This window comes from Lentzea sp. NPDC059081 (genome assembly GCF_042738015.1).
Classification (GTDB): Bacteria; Actinomycetota; Actinomycetes; order Mycobacteriales; family Pseudonocardiaceae; genus Lentzea.
Genome location: NZ_JBHYGW010000004.1, coordinates 535,484 through 556,282, shown reverse-complemented (window position 1 = coordinate 556,282; position 20,799 = coordinate 535,484). Strand labels below are relative to the sequence as shown.

Below are 20,799 nucleotides of genomic sequence, written 5' to 3'. Positions count from 1 at the left end.
GGCGAAAAGCGTGCCGGGTTGACACCCCTACCTCGTTGCAGCGAGAGCTGTGGCGCGACTCGTGACGGGACCCCACCGCCGGCGCTCTTGGCTCAAAGCTGCTCGCCTTCGGCTTCGCGAGGCTCGGCTTCGCCGTCGCTGGCTTGCCTTCGGCTTCGCGTCAGCTGGGCTGGTCCGCCAGTCGCTTCGCGACTGCCAGGACCTCCGGGAGGATGCGAGTTACCGCGTCCTTCGTGAGCCTGCCCTCCGGGCCTGACACCGACACCGCCGCCAGCGTCGGGCCGCCCACCACCGGTACCGCGATGCAGCGCACGCCCAGTTCCTGTTCGGACTCGTCCAGGGCGTAGCCGCGGTCCCTGATCCCGTCCAGCGAGTCGAGGAGCTGGGCCGCGTCCGTGATCGTGTTGGTCGTGTAGGCGGGCAAGCCCGTGCGGTCCAGCAAGGCGCGAACCTCGTCGCGGGGGAGTTGCGACAGCATTGCCTTGCCCACGCCTGTGCCGTGGGGGAGCAGGCGGCGGCCCACCTCGGTGAACATGCGCATCGAGTGCTTCGACGGGACCTGGGCCACGTAGACGACCTCGTCGCCGTCGAGGACTGCCAGGTTCGCCGTTTCCTCCACCGAGTCGACGAGCTGGCTCAGGAACGGCCTCGCCCAGGTGCCGTACTGGCGGGAGGCGGTCTCGCCCAGGCGGATCAGGCGGGAGCCCAGGGTGTAGCGGCGGTTGCTGTTCTGGCGCACATAGCCCAGCGTGACAAGGGTGCGGATCAGGCGGTGGATCGTGGGCAGGGGCAGGCCGGTGGTGGCGGCCAGCTCGGACAGCGAGGCCTCGCCGCCGGCGTCCGCCAGGCGTTCCAGCAGGTCGAAGGCCCTTTGCAGGGACTGCACGCCACCTGTCGACACGTGCGGCTCCTCTCATTGCAGTTCCGCAATGCAAAAACTATAGTCCACACAGCAAAACCTAGAGAGGTGGATCCAGGTGCAGGTCCTGAGCGAAGAGGCTCTTGAGTTCGTCGCCGCGCTGCACGAGGCGCACGCCGCCCGCCGGGACGAGTTGCTCGCCCAGCGCAAGGAGAGGCGGCCTCTCGGGTTTCTCGACGAGACTCAGCACGTGCGGGACGGTGAGTGGCAGGTCGCTGCGGCGCCGGAGGCGTTGCGGGACCGGCGGGTGGAGATCACCGGGCCCACCGAGCGCAAGATGACGATCAACGCGCTCAACTCCGGGGCCAAGGTGTGGCTCGCGGACCTCGAGGACGCGAACACGCCGCACTGGGACAACGTCGTGCAGGGGCAGGTGAACCTGTACGAGGCGGCGCGCGAGACGATCGAGTTCACCTCGCCCGAGGGCAAGGAGTACAAGCTCAAGGGCGGGCCGTACCCGACGATCGTCGTGCGGCCTCGTGGGTGGCACCTTGACGAGCGCAACTTGCAGTTCGGCGGGAAGAACGCCGTCGGTGCGCTGGTCGACTTCGGGCTGCACTTCTTCCACAACGCCGAGCTCGGCAAGCCGTACTACTACCTGCCGAAGATGGAGTCGCACCTCGAAGCGCGGCTGTGGAACGACGTCTTCACCACGGCGCAGAAGCTCAAGGGCGTGCCGCACGGCACGATTCGCGCGACTGTGCTGATCGAGACGATTCCGGCCGCGTTCGAGATGGAGGAGATCCTCTACGAGCTGCGCGACCACGCGTCCGGGCTCAACGCCGGCCGGTGGGACTACCTCTTCAGCGTCATCAAGTACTTCCGCGACGCCGGCGCCGACTACGTGCTGCCGGACCGCAACAGCGTGACGATGACGGCGCCGTTCATGCGCGCGTACACCGAGCTGCTGGTGAAGACGTGCCACAAGCGCGGTGCGTTCGCGATGGGCGGCATGGCGGCGTTCATCCCGAACCGGCGTGACCCCGAGGTCACCGAGAACGCGTTGCGCAAGGTCCGCGAGGACAAGACGCGCGAGGCGACCGATGGTTTCGACGGGTCGTGGGTGGCGCATCCTGATCTCGTGCCGATTTGCCGGGAGATCTTCGACGGGGTGCTGGGGGACCGGCCCAACCAGATCGACAAGCAGCGGCCCGAGGTGTCCGTGACCGCCGCGCAGTTGCTGGACTTCAAGTCCGCGGGCGGTGGCGCTACGCGGGCCGGGCTGGAGAGCGCTGTCGACGTCGGCGTGCGGTACATCGCGTCGTGGCTGGGCGGCAACGGCGCGGCGGCGATCCACAACCTGATGGAGGACGCGGCCACCGCGGAGATCAGCAGGTCGCAGATCTGGCAGTGGATCAACAACGAGGTCGTGCTCAACGACGGCACGCAGGTCACCGCGGACGCCGTGCGCGAGGTGCTGGCGCGCGTCGGCGGCTCGCTCGAAGGTCCGCACGTCGCGGCCGCCGTGGAGCTGTTCGAGCAGGTCGCGTTGTCGGAGGACTTCGTCGACTTCCTGACACTGCCGGCGTACGAGCGCATCTGATGTACCGGACATCGCTGTCACCAGAAGACGTCGCGCGCGTGACAGCGCGGTTGTCCACTGTGGAACGCGTCTGGCCGGAGGGTCGTCAGCCCGTGCACACGTGCTACGTGCCCGCCGGCCGGATCATCGGCTCCACGATCGCCGACTGGGGCCGTGAGGCGCTGGAGTCGATCGAACCGGACCTGCTCCCCGCGCTGCCGGACCGCGTGCTGGAGCGGGTCGAGGCCAAGCTGCGGCGCGAACCGGTCGAGGACCTGCGGATCGACTTCGAGGACGGCTACGGCGCGCCCGAGGACGACGTCGAGGACATGGACGCCGAGAGCACGGCCAACCTCGTGTCGCGCTGGGTAGAGGACGGCACCGCGCCGCCGTCGATCGGGCTGCGGATCAAGTCGTTCGACACGGCCGAGCTGCGCGAACGCGGGCTGCGCACCCTCGACATCTTCCTGACGGCGCTGGACGAGGTGCCGCCGGGCTTCGTGATCACGTTCCCGAAGGTGACGTCGGCCGAGCAGGTCGAGGTGTTCGCGGACGTCCTCGACCTCTTCGGCGGCGACCTGCGGTTCGAGATCCAGATCGAGACGACGCAGTCCATTGTGGATTCACAGGGACGGCTCGCGGTCCCGCGGTTCATCGAGGCCGGCCGAGGCAAGGTGACGGGTCTGCACTTCGGCACCTACGACTACACGGCAGGGTGCGGGCTTTCGGCTGCGCAGCAACACCTCGCGCACGGCGCGTGCGACTTCGCGCGGCACGTCATGCAGGTTTCCGCCGCTGGAACGGGAGTGCGGCTGTCAGACGGCTCCACGAACGTGCTGCCCGTCGGTGACCAGAAGCAACACGGCTGGGCGACACACCACCGGCTCGTGCGACGGTCACTGGAAAACGGCTTCTATCAGGGCTGGGACCTGCACCCGGCACAATTGGTGACACGATATGCGGCTGTGTACGGGTTCTACCGCGAAGGCCTGGACGCGGACGCCGCGCGGCTGAAGGCCTACGTGCGCAACGTCTCCGGTGGTGTCCTGGACGAACCCGCGACAGCGCAAGCGTTGTCGTCCTTCTTTCTCCGCGCCGTGGACTGCGGCGCGCTCGACCCGGAGGAAGTGCAGGCCGCGACCGGTCTGGACGAGACGGCGCTGCGGGGACTGGCAACGCGGTCGGGCTGATCGGGGCATCACCCGTTCGTGTGGTTCTGCCCGCGGCTGTCGAATGTCGCGGGCAATGGGTGCAGGGTGGCTCGCATGAGCATGCGTGCCGGCCTCTGGACCGGCCTCCCCGACCTCGACTCGGCCGAGCACAAGTACCAGGTCGTCGCGTGCGAGGGTGACGTGGACACGCTGATCAGGCTCCTGGCGCGCCCCGAGTGCAACGACGGTTCGCTCGACCACTTCGGCCGCGAGCTCACCGCCGACGGCGACCCCGACCACAACGTCGTCCTCGCCGTGCGCGGCGCGTGGGGCTACATGTACTACGTCGACAACTCCTTCATGGGCTGGCCCAAGGGGTCCGAGGAAGCGCCGTACGTCAACGAGAAGTACACGGACTTCCCTCCGGGCGTGGGGGTTCCGCTGGAGCTGTACAAGCAGTTGCTGGTGGAGTTCATGACGACGGGCGAACGGCCGACCGGTGTGGGCTGGTACTGCGAGTCGGACCTGTTCCACTCGTGGCGCAACCAGCAGATGTCGTTGCGCGGCACCGAGAAGCGCTGACCGATCGGGAACGGGCCTGGATCGTGCCGGCCCGTTCCCACCGGCGGTGCTCAGAAGGTCGGCAGGGTGCTCCAGGCAAGTCCCGCGTCCGGGGCGTCATCCCGCAGGACCGACCCCTCGATGAGCCCGTACGGGCGGTCGGCGGCGTAGAAGACCTCGTTGTCGTTGTCCAGGCCGAACGCGCTGAGGTCCACCAGGAAGTGGTGCTTGTTCGGCATGGACAGCCGTACCTCGGCGACCTCCGCGTGCGACTGGAGGACGGCCTCGCCCATCGCGTACAGCGTCTGCTGCAACGACAGGGAGTGCTTGTCCGCGAACGTCTTCAGCATCACGGCGCGGATCTCGGCGAACGACTTCGCCCAGTCGACGTCGGTGCCGACGTAGCGCCAGCGGGCCGTCACGGACGTCGCGAGGATGCGGTCGTCCGTCTCCTTCAACGTCGTGTACGGGTCCTTGGGGTAGCCGTGGAACTCCGAGCCCGTCGACTTCAGCACCACCAGGTCGCGCACGCCCGACACCACCCAGGCGGAAGAGCCGTCGATCGTCACGGCCGTGGTGCGCTTTTCGTTGGAGCCCTGGACGAACGCGTGGTCGTGGCCGTCGATGCGGTCCCACGAGTGCTCGTCGACGAGGATGCGCGCGCCGGTGATCGGTTCCTGCGACCCGACGAAGTGGCGGCCCAGGCGCAGCGCGAAGTCCTCGATCTCACCGACAGGGGCCTGCTTGGCGAAGGCGTAGACGGTGTTCTTCTGCGTGTCGGTCGCCAGCACCTTGGCGTTGTCGCCGGTGAGGTGCGTGTCGGCGAGGTCGCCGCGCAGCGACGTGCTGACGGTCAGGTCCTTGATCGTGTGCACGGACCCGTTGCGCGACACCGTGACGAGGCGGTTCTCCGCCTTCCCGTACTGGTTCGGACCCAGGACGATGGCCATGTTGTTCAGCTCCCGATCAGCTTCTGCAGCCGCAAGGCGGCGATCTTCGCGAGTTCGTCGTTGACGACGCGGAGCTCGACGTCCGGCGGGTTGTCCATGCGACAGGACAGGTTGCCGAGCATCTCCGCACCGCTCAGGCCGGTCGCGCACACCAGGTAGATGTGCCCGAACCGATCCTCGTATGCGGCGTTCGCAGCTGCCAGGCGGTCCGCCTCGCTGCTGTCCACACCGGACTGTTCAGACCGCGACCACGTCGCCGATACCCCACCTGTCCTCTGTCGTTCGCCGATGCGCGGGTGCCCGGAGATGGCACCGAGCACCTCCTCATCGGAAAGTCTTTGTGCGGCAACCGAAGAAGCCGCGAGGAGAGCATCGATCGACGCGTAGGGCCGGCCGTTCGTGATCGCGTCGACCCAGCGGGGTACCGCGAGGCACTCGGTGAGCAGTGGGCGGAGTTCGGCCTCCGGGGCGCTGTTGAAGCTGTCCACGGCTCTCCAAGTTTCTACATCGCGGAATCTAGTTTCCACATTCTTGACCGCGCCCGAGTGGGATGTCTAGTGTCTCCATAGAGCGAAATTCAACTTCCGCAATGTGGAAGGAACGGTCGGAAGATGTTCGACGCAAACCTGTCCATGCTCTTCACGGAGCTGCCCCTGCTGGAGCGTCCGGCTGCCGCATGCGCCGCTGGGTTCGACGCGGTCGAGATCTGGTGGCCGTTCGCGGACGCCGTACCCGAGACGCGCGAGATCGACGCGTTCGAGGCCGCCGTCCGGGACGCCGGGGTGCGCCTGGTCGGGCTCAACTTCTTCGGGGGCGACCTGCCGGCGGGCGACCGCGGCGTCGCGAGCTGGCCTGGCCGGGAGACGGAGTTCCGGACGAACGTCGAGGTCACCGCCGCCATCGCGAGCCGCCTCGGCTGCCGCACGCTGAACCTGCTGCACGGCAACTTCGAGACCACCCCGCAGACCGTCTCGAACTACCGCTTCGCCGCCGACGTCGCCGCGGAGATCGGCGCGCAGATCGTGGTCGAACCGCTGAGCGGCGCGCCGAAGTACCCGATCAAGACCGCCCGGCAGGCGTTCGATCTGATCGACGAGGTCGGCCGCGGCAACGTGAAGCTGCTCGCCGACCTCTACCACCTCGCCACGAACGGCGACGACCTCGACACCCTCGCCGACCACGCCGGCCGCATCGGTCACGTGCAGATCGCCGACGCTCCCGGACGTGGTGAGCCCGGCACCGGTGAGCTCGACCTCTTCGGGCATCTCGCGAAGCTCCGCGCGAACGGCTACAGCGGTTTCGTCGGCGCCGAGTACAAGCCCGTCACCCACTCCTTCGCTTGGAGGGACAACGCATGACGAAGATCGGTTTCATCGGACTCGGCATCATGGGCAGCCCGATGGCGGCCCACCTGGTGGCCGCCGGGCACGACGTGACGGGCTTCGACCTCAGCTCCGCATCGCTCGAGAAGCTGGAGACCGACGGCGGCAAGGCCGCGTCCAGCGCGCAGGAAGCCGTGAGCGGCGCGGAGGTCGTCATCACGATGCTGCCGAACCACCCGCAGGTCGAGGCCGTGATCGACGAGGTGACGTTCGACGACGGCACGTTGCTGGTCGACATGAGCACCATCCGCCCGTCCACCTCGATCGAGATCGCTCGCAAGCTGTCGAACGTCCGGGTGCTCGACGCGCCGGTCAGCGGCGGTCAGACCGGCGCGGTCCAGGCGTCGCTCAGCATCATGGTCGGCGGCAACGAGGCCGACTTCGCCGCCGCCAGGCCGTTCCTGGAGGTCCTCGGCAAGACGATCGTGCACGTCGGCCCGCACGGCGCCGGCCAGGTCGTGAAGGCAGCGAACCAGCTGATGGTCGGCGGCATCTACGCCCTGGTCGCCGAGGCGATCGTGTTGCTGGAGGCGTCCGGCGTCGACCCCAAGGCGGGCCTCGACGTGCTGGCGGGCGGTCTCGCGGCGAACCGGATCCTCGACCTCAAGCGCGAGACGATGATCGCCCGCGAGTTCCAGCCGGGCTTCCGGATCGACCTGCACCACAAGGACATGGGCATCGCACTGGACGCCGCGCGCTCCGCCGACGTCGCGCTGCCGGTCACCCACCAGATCGCCGCGCTGGTCGCGGCGGCACGCGCGCAGGGGTACGGGTCGCTCGACCACTCCGCGCTGCTCAAGGTCGTCGAGAACTTCGCGGGAAGGGCCTGACCCATGCCGAAGATCCCCGTCATGCAGGCGGTCGTCGAGGTCCTCAAGTCCGAGGGCGTCGACACCGTGTTCGGCTGCCCCGGCGCCGCGATCCTCCCGCTGTACAAGGCGATGGAGCAGGACGGCTCCATCGAGCACCTCATCGTGCGGCACGAGGAGGGCGCGACCCACATGGCCGACGGCTGGTCGCGCACGACCGGCAACGTCGGCGTCGCCATCGGCACGTCCGGTCCGGCCGGCACGAACATGATCACCGGCCTGTACACCGCGCAGGCCGACTCCGTGCCGATCCTGTGCATCACCGGCCAGGCCGCGGTCTCCAAACTGCACCAGGAGGCGTTCCAGGCCGTCGACATCGTCTCGATCGCCGCGCCAGTCACGAAGTGGGCCGTGCAGGTCAAGGAAGCCGCGCAGATGCCGTGGATCTTCCGGGAGGCGTTCCGGATCGCCCGCTCCGGCCGGCCGGGGCCCGTGCTGATCGACCTGCCGATCGACGTGCAGAAGCAGGAGATCGAGTGGGACTCGACGATCGACGAACCGTTGCCGGTGCCGAAGAACGCCCCGAGTGAGGCACGGGTCGAGCGCGCTCTGGAGATGCTGCTGGCCGCCGAACGTCCGCTGTTGCTCGCGGGTGGCGGTGTCATCCTCGGCGAGGCGTCGGCCGAGCTGCTGGAGCTGGCGGAACTGCTGCAGGTCCCGATCCAGGCCACGTTGATGGGCAAGGGCGCGATCGACGAGGACCACCCGCTCTACGCGGGCATGACCGGCATCCAGACCTCGCAGCGCTACGGCAACGCGTCGTTCCTGGAGTCCGACCTGGTGCTGGCGCTGGGTGCGCGTTTCGGCGACCGGCACACCGGCGATCTCGCCACCTACCGCGGCGACCGGAAGTTCATCCACGTCGACGTCGAGCCGACGCAGATCGGCAAGGTGTTCGGGCCGGACCTCGGGATCGTGGCCGACACCAGGCTGTTCCTCCAGGCGTTGCTGGAGAAGGCACGTGCGCACGCCCGCCCGGCGGGGGCGTGGGTCGAGCGGTGCCAGGAGCTCAAGCGGACCCTGCTGCGGCGCGAGGACTTCGACACCGTGCCGGTCAAGGCGCCGCGGGTGTTCAAGGAGATCAACGAGTTCTACGGCCCGGACACCTACTTCGTCACGGCCATCGGGCTCTACCAGATCTGGTCAGGCCAGCACCAGAAGGCGCACAAGCCGCGGCACTACCAGGTCTGCGGCCAGGCCGGTCCGCTCGGCTGGGAGATCCCGGCGGCGATCGGGGTCAAGAAGGCCAGGCCGGACGCAGAGGTGGTCGGCATCGTCGGCGACTACTCGTTCCAGTTCCTGGTCGAGGAGCTGGCGGTCGGCGCCCAGTACGACGTGCCGTTCGTGCTGATCATGCTGAACAACGAGTACCTGGGCCTGATCAGGATGGCCGAGGACCACGGCGGCTACGACATGAAGTACGAGGTCGACATCCACTACGACACCACGGGCTCGGACAACGTCAAGATCATGGAGGCCTACGGCTGCTCCGGCATCCGCGTGGCCGATCCGGGCGAGATCCGCGGTTCGCTGGAGTGGGCCCGCAAGGAGGCCGACCGCACGCGACGGCCGGTGCTCGTGGAGATCATGATCGAACGCGAGGGCAACACCGCGAACGGCACGTCGATCGCCGCGATGAAGGAATTCGAGCCTGTCCCGTGAGTCACGTGATCGTCGCGCCGGACAAGTTCAAGGGATCTCTCACCGCCCCGCAGGTCGCCGCCGCGGTCGCGCGCGGCCTGCGGGAGGCGCTCCCGGACCTGGACGTGCGCCTCCTCCCGGTGGCCGACGGCGGTGACGGCACGGTCGACGCCGCCGTCGCCGCCGGGTTCCTCAAGGTCGGGCGCTGGGTCACCGGGCCCGTCGGCAAGCCGGTGCCCGCGTCGTTCGCGGTGCGCGGCACGACGGCGGTGGTCGAGGTGGCCTCGGCGGCCGGGCTGACGTTGCTGGACCGGCCCGCGCCGCTCGACGCCACCAGTCACGGCGTCGGTGAGCTGCTGAAAGCCGCGTTGGACGTCGGGTGCTCGACGATCGTGCTCGGCCTCGGCGGCAGCGCGTGCACGGACGGCGGCGCGGGCATGCTCGAAGCGCTCGACGGGACGTCGTTCGACGGTGTCGACCTGGTGCTGGCCTCCGACGTGGACAACCCGCTGCTCGGGCCGGACGGCGCGGCGGCGGTCTACGGGCCGCAGAAGGGAGCTTCACCCGAACAGGTGGAGATCCTCGAACGGCGGTTGGCCGGGTTCGCCGAGCGCATCGGACCGGAGCACGCCGCACGGCCCGGTGCGGGGGCGGCCGGCGGGATCGGGTTCGCGGCGCTCGCGGTGCTGGGCGCGCGGTTCCGGCCCGGCATCGAGGTCGTGCTGGAGCTCGCCGGGTTCGCCGAGGCCGTCGCCGGCGCGTCGCTGGTGGTCACCGGCGAGGGCTCGCTCGACGCGCAGACCCGGCACGGCAAGGCGCCGTACGGGGTGGTGCGGGCCTCCGGTGACGTGCCGGTGGTCGCGGTCGCGGGACAGTGCTCGGTCGAACCCGGTGACCTGGGGCTGAAGGCTGCCTACGCGTTGCTGGACGTCGAGCCGGACGTCACCCGCTGCATGGCCCGTGCTGATTCGTTGTTGCACGTCCTCGGCGGTCGCATCGCCCGCGACTGGCTGTCAGAGTGAGGGACATGGACCTGGTCTTCCGCGCCCGCAGGGTCGTGACCCCGCAAGGCGAGATCGCGTGCGACGTCGGCGTCGTCGACGGCAAGGTCGTCGCCGTCGAACCGCGCATCGAGTCGCCGAACGTCGTGCACCTCGCGGACGACGAGGTGTTGCTGCCCGGCCTGGTCGACACGCACGTGCACGTCAACGACCCCGGCCGCACCGAGTGGGAGGGCTTCGAGACTGCGACCCGCGCCGCGGCGGCCGGTGGCGTCACGACGATCATCGACATGCCGCTCAACAGCATCCCGCCGACGGTCGAGACCGCCGCGCTGGAGATCAAGCGCAAGGCCGCGGCGGCCGTCTCGGTGGACGTCGGGTTCTGGGGCGGCATCGTCCCCGGCAACCTGGCGGACCTGAAGCCGTTGCACGAGGCCGGGGTCTTCGGCTTCAAGTGCTTCCTGCTGCACTCGGGGGTGGACGAGTTCCCGGCCGTGACGACCGCCGAGCTGGAGCTCGCGCTGCGGGAGCTGGCCACGCTCGACGCGTTGACGATCGTGCACGCCGAGGACGCGCACACGGTCCGCGACTCCGAACCGGACTACGCGGGGTTCCTCGCGTCCCGGCCGCGCGAGGCCGAGAACAAGGCGATCAGCGACGTCGTGGCGTTGACCCGCAAGACCGGCGCGCGGACGCACATCCTGCACCTCTCGTCGTCGGACGCCCTGTCGATCCTGGAGGCCGCGAAACGGGAGAGCCTGCCGATCACCGCCGAGACCTGCCCGCACTACCTCACGTTCACGGCGGAGGAGATCCACGACGGGCAGACGGAGTTCAAGTGCTGCCCGCCGATCCGCGAGGCCGAGAACCGCGAGGCGTTGTGGCAGGGCCTGCGCGACGGCGTGATCGACCTGGTCGTCAGCGACCACTCGCCGAGCACCGCCGACCTGAAGGCGGGCGACTTCGCCACCGCCTGGGGAGGCATCGCGTCGCTGCAGCTCGGCCTGCCCGCGGTGTGGACGGGTGCGCGGGACCGCGGCTTCCAGCTCACCGACGTCGTCCGCTGGATGGCCACGCACCCGGCCCGTCAGGCCGGGCTGGAGTCCAAGGGCGCCATCGAGGTGGGCAAGGACGCGGACCTCGTGGTGTTCGCGCCGGACGAGACCTTCGTGGTGGACAGGGACAAGCTCCACCACCGCAACCCCGTCACGCCGTACCACGGTCGCACCCTGCACGGCGTCGTGCGGCAGACGTGGTTGCGCGGCAGGGAAACCGGTACCACCCGGGCAAGCTCGCCCGAAGGAAAGCTGCTCAGAAGAGGAGAAGCATGACGGAGTGGACCCGGCTGCCCGATCTCGCCTCGCGCGCGGTCGGTGGTGGTGTGGTGTGGGCGAACGACGAGCTGTTCGCCGAGCGGGAGAACCTGATCAAACCCGCCGAGCCGGTCTACCAGACCTACACCTTCGGTCACAAAGGTCAGATCTACGACGGCTGGGAGACCCGGCGCCGTCGTGAGCCGGGCGTCGACCAGGCCGTCATCCGGCTCGGCATGCCCGGTGTGGTGCGCGGGGTCGTCGTCGACACGGCGTTCTTCAAGGGCAACTACCCGCCGTTCTGCTGGGTCGAGGGCGCGCAGGCCGACGGCTATCCGAACGCCGACGAGATCACCGAGTGGTTCCCGCTGGTCGAACGCTCCGCGCTCAAGGGCGACGAGAAGCACTACTTCGACGTACGGGACGGACGCCGCGTCACGCACGTACGGCTCACCATCGACCCGGACGGCGGTGTCGCGCGGTTGCGCGTGCACGGAGAACCGCTCGCGGACCCGCGGCTGCTCGTGGCCGGCATCGACCTCGCCGCACTGGAGAACGGCGCGGTCGTCCTGGGCTGCAGCAACATGTTCTACAGCTCGCCCAACAACCTCATCGCGCCCGGCCAGGCCACCGTCATGGGGGAGGGCTGGGAGACCGCGCGCCGCCGGGACGACGGCAACGACTGGGTGTCGCTGCGCCTCGCCGCACCCGGTGTCGTGAACCTCGTCGAGCTCGACACCAGCCACTTCAAGGGCAACGCGCCGGGCTGGGCGTCCGTCAGCGCATGCGACGAGCGCACGGACCCGGACACGTGGGTCGACCTCCTGCCGCGCACGAGGCTCCAGCCCGACACACGGCACCGGTTCGTCGTGACCGCCACCGAGGCGACGGCCGTCCGGCTCGACATCTACCCGGACGGCGGCATGGCCCGGCTGCGCGTCGTCGGCACCCCTACGAGTGACGGCCTCGCTCACCTGCAGGACATGTGGGCCAAAACGACTGACTGACCGTGGTTGTACGACCACAGAATGATTCTGTCCCCTACCTGAGTTGGTTGTTCACGTCACACGATCGGTGGAAGCGTTTCCTCCCGCAAGGTCGGGGACCTAGGGAGGAAATCCATGCAACCGATGATGCGCGCCGTCGGGGCCGCGCTCGCGAGTTCCGCATTGGTGTTGGGTGCGAGCCAGGTCGCGGTCGCGGCTCCGGAGGGGCAGCCGGAGTTCGGGGTGGGCGCGATCGACTGGAAGCCGTGCGAGGAGGTGCCGACGATCGACTGCGGTTTCCTGACGCTGCCGATCGACTACGCCAAGCCGGACGGTGAGAAGTTCCAGCTGGCCGTGTCGCGCCGCAAGGCGAACGACCCGGCGCAGCGCATCGGCGCGATGGTGATCAACCCCGGTGGGCCCGGCGGGTCCGGCGTCAACTTCTCGTTCGGCGCCGACCGGTTCTTCAGCAAGGAGATCGTCGACAAGTTCGACGTCATCGGCTTCGACCCGCGTGGTGTCGCGCGCAGCCAGCCGATCAAGTGCTCGGCGGAGATGCTGCAGAACCAGCCGTCGAGCTACCCGAAGAGCAAGGCCGAGTTCGACGCGTACGCCGTGTACAACAAGGCGCTGCGCGAGGACTGCCGCACGCAGTCCGGCCCGATCTTCGACCACGCCTCGACCGCCGACGTGGCGCAGGACATCGACTCCATCCGCCGCGCGCTGGGCGAGAAGAAGATCAACTACTACGGCGTCTCGTACGGCACGATCATGGGCCAGCACTACGCGGAGCGGTTCGGCAAGAACATCCGCGCCATGATCATCGACTCGAACATGGACCACAGCCTCGGCACCAAGCAGTTCCTCGACTCCGAGGCGCGCACCGCGGAGGACTCGTTCACCGAGTGGGTCAAGTGGAACGACCGCGACGCGTCGTCGCCGTTCCACGGCCAGGACCTCCGCAAGATCTGGAAGGACCTGCTGGCCAGGGCCGAGCGCGGTGAGGTGCCCGCTCCGTGGGACCCGGCTCTCAAGCTCACGCCGGAGGACCTCGGCGGCGGGGTGACGAGCATGGCCTACGGCCCCAGCTGGAAGGCGTTCGCCGACCAGGTCAAGGAGATCATCGACGGCCTGCCGGCGCCGAGGTCCGCGTTCTCGGCCTTCGCGGAGGAGACGTTCGCGAACCCGTTCCCCGGCATCTTCTGCAACGACTACAACCTGCGCGTCGGCTCGTGGGGCGAGTACCAGGCGCTGGCCGGGTCGGAGTTCCGGATCGCGCCGAACACCCGCGGCTCCTCACTCGGCCACGGCGCCATGATGGGCTGCGTCGGGTTCCCGAAGGCCACGAACCCGCAGCGCACGTTGAAGATCAAGAACTCGCCGAAGATCCTGCTCACCAATGCCAAGCACGACCCGGCGACGGCGTACGAGTGGGCGGTCAACGCGCACCGGCAGACCCGTGACACCACCGTCTTCGTGACCTACGAGGGCTGGGGCCACGGCGTCTACGACCGCAGCGAGTGCACGCTGAAGATCAACAACGAGTACCTCGTGTCGCTGAAGCTGCCGCGCAACGGCACCACGTGCGCCGCGGTGGAGCCGCCGGCGCAGTCGGTGATGTCCGCGAAGCCCAAGGTCCCCGCGGGCCCGTTCTAGGTCCTCGACGACCACCTCACGAACCGCGTCCGCCGGTGTGCTCACCGGGGGACGCGGTTCGTCCGCGTCACGCGGGAGAGTGAGGTGGAATGTCACTCCTCGTCACCTCACCGACGCGGTGAGGTCGCCGAAGCAGGCCCGTGAACCCCGTGAAACGCGGACGTAACACCTCCACGTCGACAGTTCACCTCCGCGAAACGTTCGGCGCGGGTTCGTGAAACAGGACATACCGATGCTCCCTGCAACCGACGTGCAGTGGAGGTCGAAGTGGATACAGGGGACACCGCCTGGGTGCTCACCAGCGCCGCCTTGGTGCTGCTGATGACGCCGGGCCTTGCCTTCTTCTACGGAGGCATGGTCCGTTCGAAGAGCGTGCTCAACATGATGATGATGAGCTTGGGTGCCATGGCCGTGGTCGGTGTCCTCTGGGTGCTGTTCGGGTACTCGATGGCATTCGGCGGAGACGTCGGCGGAGGCCTGCTGGCCAACCCGTTCGAGCACTTCGGCCTCAACGGGCTGCTGGCTGCCGAATCGCTGTTCGGCAAGATCCCGAGCACGGTGTTCGTGGCGTTCCAGGCGATGTTCGCGATCATCACGGTCGCGCTGATCTCCGGCGCCATCGCCGACCGCGCCCGCTTCGGCCCGTGGCTGCTGTTCGCCGGCCTGTGGGCCACGATCGTCTACTTCCCGGTCGCGCACTGGGTGTTCGACTTCGCCGACAAGGACAAGGACGGCAACGTCACCGACCCCGGCGGCTGGATCGCCAACAAGCTCCTCGCGATCGACTTCGCCGGTGGTACGGCGGTGCACATCAACGCCGGTGCCGCGGGTCTCGCGCTCGCCATCGTGCTCGGCAAGCGCGTCGGCTGGCCGAAGGAGCCCATGAAGCCGCACAGCCTGCCGCTGGTCGTGCTCGGCGCCGGTCTGCTGTGGTTCGGCTGGTTCGGGTTCAACGCCGGTTCCGCTCTCGGCGCCAACGGCACCGCGGGCGTCACGTTCATCAACACGACCGTCGCCACCTGCGCCGCGATGCTCGGCTGGCTGCTGACGGAGCGCATCCGCGACGGCAAGGCCACCACGCTCGGCGCCGCGTCGGGTGTCATCGCCGGCCTGGTCGCCATCACGCCCGCCTGCTCGTCGGTCACCCCGATCGGTGCCATCGCGGTCGGCGCGATCACCGGTGTCCTCTGCGCCCTGGCCGTGTCGCTCAAGTACCGCTTCGGCTTCGACGACTCGCTCGACGTCGTCGGCGTGCACCTCGTCGGTGGCCTGTCCGGCACGATCCTGATCGGTCTCTTCGCGAGCGAGGCGGCGCCCGCCAAGGTCAACGGCCTCTTCTACGGCGGCGGCTTCGACCAGTTGTGGCGCCAGGCGGTCGGCGCGTTCGCGGTGCTCGGCTACTCGTTCGTGCTGAGCCTGGCCCTGGGCTACCTGGTGAAGTTCACGGTCGGCTTCCGCGCCACCGAGGAGGCGGAGGTCGCCAGCATCGACGAAGCTGAGCACGCCGAGCGCGCCTACGAGTACGGCAGCCTGACCGGCGCTCGTGGTGTCGGCAAGCCGAGCGTGGCCGCGGGCGCGACCGCGGTCCTCGAGGGGAGCAACAAGTCATGAAGCTGGTCACCGCGATCATCAAGCCGTTCACGCTCGACGACGTGAAGGGCGCCCTCGAACAGCTCGGGGTGCTCGGCATGACCGTCAGCGAGGTGCAGGGCTACGGCCGCCAGAAGGGCCACACCGAGGTCTACCGCGGCGCCGAGTACTCGGTGGACTTCGTCCCCAAGATCAAGATCGAGGTCGTCATCGACGACGCCGCCGTCGACAAGGTGCTGGAGGCGGTCGTCGAGGCCGCCCGCACCGGCAAGATCGGTGACGGCAAGGTCTGGGTCACTCCGGTCGACACCGTCGTGCGCGTCCGCACCGGCGAGCGTGGAACGGATGCGCTGTAACAACTGAGGAGACGGTCCGTGGAGAACAACGAAACGGCCGTCGTCACGGCTGACGACCTGGTGCGAGCGCGCGAACGGCTGCTCGTGCCAGGTCGTCGTCGCTTGGCCGCCGAACCTCTGCGCGAGGCACTCGTGGACCTGCACGAGTTCTGGTTGACCAAACACGCGGGGGGAGCGGGGATATCCGGATCGGGTATCGCGCTCGTGGCGGTCGGCGGGCTGGGGCGGCGTGAGCTCGTGCCCTACTCCGACCTCGACCTGGTCCTGGTGCACAACAACGTCAAGAACGTCGACGCGGTCGCCGAGAAGCTCTGGTACCCGCTGTGGAACTCCGGCATCGGCCTCGACCACTCCGTCCGCACGGTCGGCGAGGCGCTCCGGGTCGCCGCGGGTGACCTGCGGACCGCGCTGGGGCTGCTGGACATCCGGCACATCGCCGGCGACCCCGAGGTGTCGCAGAAGCTCGCCGACGGCGCGCGGCAGGCGTGGCGCGGCAACGTGCGCAACCGGCTCGACGAGATCTCCGAGTCGTCGCAGAAGCGCTGGGGCCGCAGCGGCGAGATCGCCCACCGCGTCGAACCCGACCTCAAGCACGGCCGCGGCGGGTTGCGGGACATCACCATCCTGGACGCGCTGTCGATCGCGCAGGTGGTCGACCGGCCGTCCACCGACGTCGGCGAGGCCCGCAAGTTCCTTCTGGACGTGCGCACCGAACTCCGCCGTGTGGCGCGGAAACCCCGTGACGTGCTGCGGGCGCAAGACGGTGACGAGGTGGCTTCCGCGCTCGGGCTGGCCGACCGGTTTGCTTTGGCCCGTTCGCTCTCCTCGGCCGCACGGACGGTCGTGTACGCGTTCGACGTGGGGATGCGCACGGCCCGTGCGGCTGCACCGAAGCGTGGGCTCGGGGCGTTCCTCAGAGGACAGCCCCAGCGTCGTCCGTTGGACGAAGGCGTTGTGCTGCACGGGTCTGAGGTTTCCCTCGCCCGTGACGCGATCCCCAGCCGTGATCCGGCGTTGTTGTTGCGTGTCGCGACGGCGGCTGCACGCAGCAAGCACCCGATCGCGTCCGGGACGCTGACCCGGCTCGCGGACTCGGCGCCGGAGCTGCGCCAGCCGTGGCCGCGCGAGGCCCGCGAGGAGCTGCTGGCGTTGCTGGGCAGCGGCAACGGGCTCGTGGACGTCGTGGAAGCGTTGGACCGCACGGGTTTGTGGGGCCGCCTGTTCCCCGAGTGGGGTGCGGTGCGGGACCTGCCGCCGCGCGACGCCGCGCACATGTGGACGGTCGACCGGCACCTGGTGCAGGCGGTCGCGCACGCGGCCAGGCTCGCGACCACGGTGTCGCGCCCGGACCTGCTGCTGCTGGGCGCGCTCGTCCACGACATCGGCAAGGGCCGGCAGCAGGACCACTCCGAGGTCGGCGCCGCGCTGGCGACGCAGATCGGGGAGCGGATCGGGCTGTGGCCGCAGGACGTCGAGACGTTGTCGATGATGGTCCGCCACCACCTGCTGCTGCCGCACACCGCGACCCGTCGCGACGTCGAGGACGAGGCAACCGTGCACCGCGTGGTCGAGACGCTCGGCGGCGACGCGATCCTGCTCGAGCTGCTCCACGCGCTGGCCGAGGCCGACTCCCTCGCGACGGGGCCGGGCGTGTGGACGGACTGGAAGGCCGCGCTGATGACCGACCTGGTCAACCGCTGCCGCAAGGCGATGGCGGGGGAGGCGTTGCCCAAGCAGGAACCGCTCGACCCCGCGCACGTCGAGGCGGCGGAACGCGTAGCGGTGTCGGGGAAGTCGGAGGTGCTGCTGCAGAAGCAGGACCACGCGGCGGTCGTGACGGTGTTCGCGCCGGACCGTCCGGGAGTCCTGTCCAAGGCGGCCGGCGTGCTCGCGCTGAACTCGCTGGAGGTGCACGCGGCGACGTTGCGCTCGCACGGCGGGGCGACGGTGGACGCGTTCACGGTGTCGCCGCGGTTCGGGTCGCTGCCGGACGCGTCGCTGCTGCGCGAACAGCTCTCCAGGGCGATCGAGGGCTCGTTGCCGTTGGCGGACAAGCTCGCCGCGAAGGAACGCGACTACGGCGGTCCGCCGCTCGACCCGCCGCCTTCCCGGGTGCTCTGGTTCGACGACGAGGCGACCGGTGCCGTGGTGCTGGAACTGCGTGCCGCGGACCGGATCGGGCTGCTGCACCGCGTTGCCGCCGCATTGGAGCAGTGCGGCGTGGACGTGCAGTGGGCGCGTGTGTCGACATTGGGCGCGACTGTCGTCGACTCGTTCAGCATCACGTGCGACCAGCTCGACAAGAAGCGGATCGAGCGGGCGGTGCTGGAAGCGGCCAGGTAGAGGTTGAGTAGCACTACGCACAACCTCTCCGGGTGCTCACGCTCCTGAACGGACGCGGAACGCGGCAGTCTTCGTGGTGTCCGGGAAGCGTCCTCGAGGGGTGGACCGCTTCCGGGACGGGCAGAGGCGGTGGTGACGAGTGACGGCGCCGGGGGAGGCACCGCGCACTCGCACCGCCGCCGCGTTCCTCCTCGCATGACAACGAGACAGCTTCCTGGACAACCTCCGCGAGGTCCGGGCAGGGTCGAGTTCTCGTTGTTCTGACTGGGGAGGAAGAACGTTGAGGATCGCACTGGTCGCCGCCGTCGCGGCTGCCCTGATCATCCCGGCCACCGCTCAGGCCGCCGCACTCGCCGTGGAGGACCTCGGCACGCTGCCGGGTGACCTGCGCAGCACCGCGGCCGACATCAACGACTCCGGCACGATCGCCGGTGTCTCCTACGGATCGGGCACGAGCCAGCACGCCGTGCGCTGGGACCGGTTCGACGGGATCCGCAAGCTCGCCGACCTCGGGTTCGACTCGTGGGCGGGCGCCATCAACAGCAACAGCGTCGTGGTCGGGTACGCGGTCACGTCGGCCGGCCAGACCCAGGCGGTGAAGTGGAACCCGTCCGGCGCGCTGGTGCAGCTGACCGTGGCGGGCGCGACGAGCTCGGTCGCCTACGACGTCAACGACTCCGGCACCGTCTCGGGCACGGCGACGATCAACGGCGTGCCGCAGGCCGTGCTGTGGGACTCGACCGGTGGCGCGACGCTGCTCGGCGCGGGCATCGGCCTGCACGTGACGGGTGCCGGCTGGGTGGTCGGCACCTCGGGCAGCGACGTCGTCCGGTGGAACGCCTCCGGAGTGCGGACCGTGCTCGACAGCGGCACGCTGCTCGGCGCCAACCAGCTCGCCGACGCCACCGGGACCGTCGGTTCCAACGGCGTGCAGTGGTCGCGCAACGGCACCAAGATCGCGCTGGGCTCCGGGGCGCGGCCGTACGACCTCAGCGACAACGGCTGGACGGTCGGCGAGCTGTCGTCGCAGGCGTACCGCTGGGACACGTTCGGCGGCACCGGCGCACCGCTGGCGGCGTCGCCGTCGAGCGCGGCCGAGGTGAACAACTCCGGCGTCGTCGCGGGCACGGTCGGCACGTCCGCCGCGACCTGGGACATGAGTGGCACGCAGACGCTGCTGCCGGGGGTCTCCGGTGCCACGCGTCACAACGTGTCCGGGTTGAGCGAGGTCGGCCAGGTCATCGGGGTCGCGAACTTCTCGAACGGCACGTCGCACGCCGTCGTCTGGCGCTAGGAAGCTGTGCATTTTGTCGGAATTCGCGCGAGACTGAACGAGAGGGAAGGTCAAGACGTCTTCTAGGACATGACCGCCGTGTTGAACACGCAGATCGCCACCGTCCAGGTGAGGCCGCGCTCGCTCGTCGTCCTCGCCGGGATCCCCGGCGCGGGCAAGACGACGCTGCTCACGCGCCTGGACGCCGACGAGCCGGTCACCGTCCTCGACTCCGACCAGGTGCGCACGTGGCTCGAGCCGCGCGTGCGCCTGCCGTACAAGTTCTGGCGCCCGCTCGTGCACCTGACACACCGGGTGCGCGTGTTCTGGGCGGCGCTGTTCTGCCAGGGCCTGCTGGTCGTGCACGAACCGTCCACCAGGCCCGGCACGCGGTTCATGCTGGTGCTCGCCGGCCTGCTGTCGGGGCGCTCCCGCCACTTCCTGTGGCTGGACGCCTCGGCGGCCCAGGCCCTCGACGGCCAGATCGCCCGCCGCCGCGTCGTGCGCACCCACTCGTTCGAGCGACACGTCCGCCGCGGCTCGTCGATGCGCTCGCAGTTCGAGGCGGGCTGGGTGCCGTTCGGGTTCGCCGGCGTGACGCTGCTCACCCGTGCGGGAACCTCGGGTGGTCTGCGCATCATGGTGTCGTGATCAAGGCTGTCGTCTTCGACTTCGCAGGCACCCTGTTCGGGCGTCCCACCTACCGATGGCTGACACCCGAACACCTCGCGGTGCTGAGAGCGCCCGCCCCGTACATCGCACGCATGAACGCCGCCGAACGCGCCGTGTGGGCCGCTCGCGACCTCACGGCGCTGGCGAACCGCTCGGCCTACCTGACCCTGTTCCGGCTGGCAGGGCTGTCGATGACGAACGACCTCTTCCAGCGCCTGCACAACCCGGCGTTCTGGCTGCCGTACGCGGACACGGCCGACGCCCTGTCCGTCGTGCGGCCGCTGAAGGTCGGGGTGCTGAGCAACATCTCGTGGGACATCCGCCCGGTGTTCGCCCGCGAGTCGCTGGTGGTCGACGCGTTCGCGTTGTCGTTCGAGATCGCCTTCTCCAAGCCCTCGGTGCGGGCCTTCGAGGCGGCCTGCGTGCGGCTGGACGTCGAGCCGGCGGAGTGCCTCTACGTCGGTGACGACCCGGTGTCGGACGGGGCCGCGGTGGCGGCCGGGCTGACGTTCGCGCAGATCTCCACTGCTCCGGTCGGACGCCGTGAGCCGGTCCTGCTGGAGGCGCTGGCGAGCCACGGGATCGGGTGAACGCGAGGTTGGCTAGTCTGGAGG

The 20,799-nt window shown here is 69.3% G+C and carries 19 protein-coding genes; 16 read left to right on the top strand and 3 right to left on the bottom strand.

Translation table 11 applies throughout. From position 1 onward, the window contains the following. Positions 1-160: 160 nt before the first annotated feature. Entirely contained in the window at positions 161-901 is a 741-nt protein-coding gene (locus tag ACFWV3_RS13135) for an IclR family transcriptional regulator (protein ID WP_382411314.1), read from the bottom strand. 76 nt (positions 902-977) lie between these two features. On the opposite strand from ACFWV3_RS13135, the gene aceB reads away from it, so the two are divergent. The 3 genes from aceB (at position 978) to ACFWV3_RS13120 (ending at position 4,174) form a co-directional block, all read left to right on the top strand. Further along, positions 978-2,462: a malate synthase A gene (gene aceB / locus ACFWV3_RS13130; protein WP_382411313.1), complete on the top strand. Its 1,485-nt coding sequence runs from the start codon at positions 978-980 to the stop codon at positions 2,460-2,462. After that, entirely contained in the window at positions 2,462-3,631 is a 1,170-nt protein-coding gene (locus tag ACFWV3_RS13125; RefSeq protein ID WP_382411312.1) for a DUF6986 family protein, read from the top strand. The genes aceB and ACFWV3_RS13125 overlap by 1 nt, the downstream gene beginning before the upstream one ends. 75 nt (positions 3,632-3,706) lie before the next feature. Beyond that, a complete protein-coding gene (locus tag ACFWV3_RS13120; protein ID WP_382411311.1) occupies positions 3,707-4,174 on the top strand; it encodes an Imm1 family immunity protein in 468 nt (155 codons plus the stop codon). A 50-nt stretch (positions 4,175-4,224) separates the two neighbouring features. Here ACFWV3_RS13120 and pucL read toward each other — a convergent pair whose 3' ends face one another. Both pucL and uraD read right to left on the bottom strand, forming a co-directional pair. Continuing rightward, positions 4,225-5,103, bottom strand: a complete 879-nt coding sequence (pucL, locus tag ACFWV3_RS13115) for a factor-independent urate hydroxylase (protein ID WP_382411310.1) — start codon at positions 5,101-5,103, stop codon at positions 4,225-4,227. A 5-nt stretch (positions 5,104-5,108) separates the two neighbouring features. Beyond that, positions 5,109-5,591, bottom strand: a complete 483-nt coding sequence (gene uraD, locus ACFWV3_RS13110) for a 2-oxo-4-hydroxy-4-carboxy-5-ureidoimidazoline decarboxylase (RefSeq protein ID WP_382411309.1) — start codon at positions 5,589-5,591, stop codon at positions 5,109-5,111. Positions 5,592-5,714: 123 nt separating this feature from the next. On the opposite strand from uraD, the gene ACFWV3_RS13105 reads away from it, so the two are divergent. The 13 genes from ACFWV3_RS13105 to ACFWV3_RS13045 all read left to right on the top strand — a co-directional run bounded on the left by ACFWV3_RS13105 (position 5,715) and on the right by ACFWV3_RS13045 (position 20,775). Then, positions 5,715-6,461 carry a hydroxypyruvate isomerase family protein gene (locus tag ACFWV3_RS13105; protein WP_382411308.1) on the top strand — a complete coding sequence of 249 codons (747 nt, stop codon included), beginning with the start codon at positions 5,715-5,717 and terminating at the stop codon, positions 6,459-6,461. Continuing rightward, on the top strand, positions 6,458-7,315 hold the full coding sequence (locus ACFWV3_RS13100; protein ID WP_382411307.1) for an NAD(P)-dependent oxidoreductase: 858 nt from the start codon (positions 6,458-6,460) through the stop codon (positions 7,313-7,315). Before ACFWV3_RS13105 ends, ACFWV3_RS13100 begins: the two co-directional genes overlap by 4 nt. A gap of 3 nt (positions 7,316-7,318) precedes the next feature. Next, entirely contained in the window at positions 7,319-9,016 is a 1,698-nt protein-coding gene (gcl, locus tag ACFWV3_RS13095; RefSeq protein WP_382411306.1) for a glyoxylate carboligase, read from the top strand. Further along, on the top strand, positions 9,013-10,017 hold the full coding sequence (locus ACFWV3_RS13090) for a glycerate kinase (protein WP_382411305.1): 1,005 nt from the start codon (positions 9,013-9,015) through the stop codon (positions 10,015-10,017). Before gcl ends, ACFWV3_RS13090 begins: the two co-directional genes overlap by 4 nt. Positions 10,018-10,022: 5 nt before the next feature. Next, the gene (gene allB, locus ACFWV3_RS13085; protein ID WP_382411304.1) at positions 10,023-11,327 is read left to right on the top strand and encodes an allantoinase AllB; all 1,305 of its coding nucleotides are present in this window, start codon (positions 10,023-10,025) and stop codon (positions 11,325-11,327) included. After that, positions 11,324-12,316, top strand: a complete 993-nt coding sequence (gene alc, locus ACFWV3_RS13080) for an allantoicase (protein WP_382411303.1) — start codon at positions 11,324-11,326, stop codon at positions 12,314-12,316. The genes allB and alc overlap by 4 nt, the downstream gene beginning before the upstream one ends. Positions 12,317-12,430: 114 nt before the next feature. Then, a complete protein-coding gene (locus ACFWV3_RS13075; RefSeq protein ID WP_382411302.1) occupies positions 12,431-13,951 on the top strand; it encodes an alpha/beta fold hydrolase in 1,521 nt (506 codons plus the stop codon). A 267-nt stretch (positions 13,952-14,218) separates the two neighbouring features. After that, positions 14,219-15,562, top strand: coding sequence for an ammonium transporter (locus ACFWV3_RS13070; protein WP_382411301.1), 1,344 nt, complete (start codon positions 14,219-14,221; stop codon positions 15,560-15,562). Beyond that, positions 15,559-15,897 (top strand): P-II family nitrogen regulator, encoded by a 339-nt coding sequence (locus tag ACFWV3_RS13065; protein WP_382411300.1) that lies wholly within the window; start codon positions 15,559-15,561, stop codon positions 15,895-15,897. The genes ACFWV3_RS13070 and ACFWV3_RS13065 overlap by 4 nt, the downstream gene beginning before the upstream one ends. 18 nt (positions 15,898-15,915) lie before the next feature. Beyond that, positions 15,916-18,240: a [protein-PII] uridylyltransferase gene (locus ACFWV3_RS13060; RefSeq protein ID WP_382411299.1), complete on the top strand. Its 2,325-nt coding sequence runs from the start codon at positions 15,916-15,918 to the stop codon at positions 18,238-18,240. 280 nt (positions 18,241-18,520) lie between these two features. Beyond that, positions 18,521-19,534, top strand: coding sequence for a hypothetical protein (locus ACFWV3_RS13055; RefSeq protein WP_382411298.1), 1,014 nt, complete (start codon positions 18,521-18,523; stop codon positions 19,532-19,534). 69 nt (positions 19,535-19,603) lie between these two features. Next, positions 19,604-20,164 carry an AAA family ATPase gene (locus ACFWV3_RS13050; RefSeq protein ID WP_382411297.1) on the top strand — a complete coding sequence of 187 codons (561 nt, stop codon included), beginning with the start codon at positions 19,604-19,606 and terminating at the stop codon, positions 20,162-20,164. Then, complete coding sequence (locus tag ACFWV3_RS13045; protein WP_382411296.1) at positions 20,161-20,775, top strand: HAD family hydrolase; 615 nt, start codon at positions 20,161-20,163, stop codon at positions 20,773-20,775. The genes ACFWV3_RS13050 and ACFWV3_RS13045 overlap by 4 nt, the downstream gene beginning before the upstream one ends. Positions 20,776-20,799: the final 24 nt, after the last annotated feature.

What these genes read in the sequence shown, in the direction of transcription:
- ACFWV3_RS13125 (WP_382411312.1), top strand. Translation starts at nt 2,462, where the DNA reads ATGTACCGGACATCGCTGTCACCAGAAGACGTCGCGCGCGTGACAGCG.
- ACFWV3_RS13120 (WP_382411311.1), top strand. Translation starts at nt 3,707, where the DNA reads ATGAGCATGCGTGCCGGCCTCTGGACCGGCCTCCCCGACCTCGACTCG.
- pucL (WP_382411310.1), bottom strand. Translation starts at nt 5,103, where the DNA reads ATGGCCATCGTCCTGGGTCCGAACCAGTACGGGAAGGCGGAGAACCGC.
- ACFWV3_RS13105 (WP_382411308.1), top strand. Translation starts at nt 5,715, where the DNA reads ATGTTCGACGCAAACCTGTCCATGCTCTTCACGGAGCTGCCCCTGCTG.
- ACFWV3_RS13100 (WP_382411307.1), top strand. Translation starts at nt 6,458, where the DNA reads ATGACGAAGATCGGTTTCATCGGACTCGGCATCATGGGCAGCCCGATG.
- gcl (WP_382411306.1), top strand. Translation starts at nt 7,319, where the DNA reads ATGCCGAAGATCCCCGTCATGCAGGCGGTCGTCGAGGTCCTCAAGTCC.
- allB (WP_382411304.1), top strand. Translation starts at nt 10,023, where the DNA reads ATGGACCTGGTCTTCCGCGCCCGCAGGGTCGTGACCCCGCAAGGCGAG.
- alc (WP_382411303.1), top strand. Translation starts at nt 11,324, where the DNA reads ATGACGGAGTGGACCCGGCTGCCCGATCTCGCCTCGCGCGCGGTCGGT.
- ACFWV3_RS13075 (WP_382411302.1), top strand. Translation starts at nt 12,431, where the DNA reads ATGCAACCGATGATGCGCGCCGTCGGGGCCGCGCTCGCGAGTTCCGCA.
- ACFWV3_RS13065 (WP_382411300.1), top strand. Translation starts at nt 15,559, where the DNA reads ATGAAGCTGGTCACCGCGATCATCAAGCCGTTCACGCTCGACGACGTG.
- ACFWV3_RS13050 (WP_382411297.1), top strand. Translation starts at nt 19,604, where the DNA reads ATGACCGCCGTGTTGAACACGCAGATCGCCACCGTCCAGGTGAGGCCG.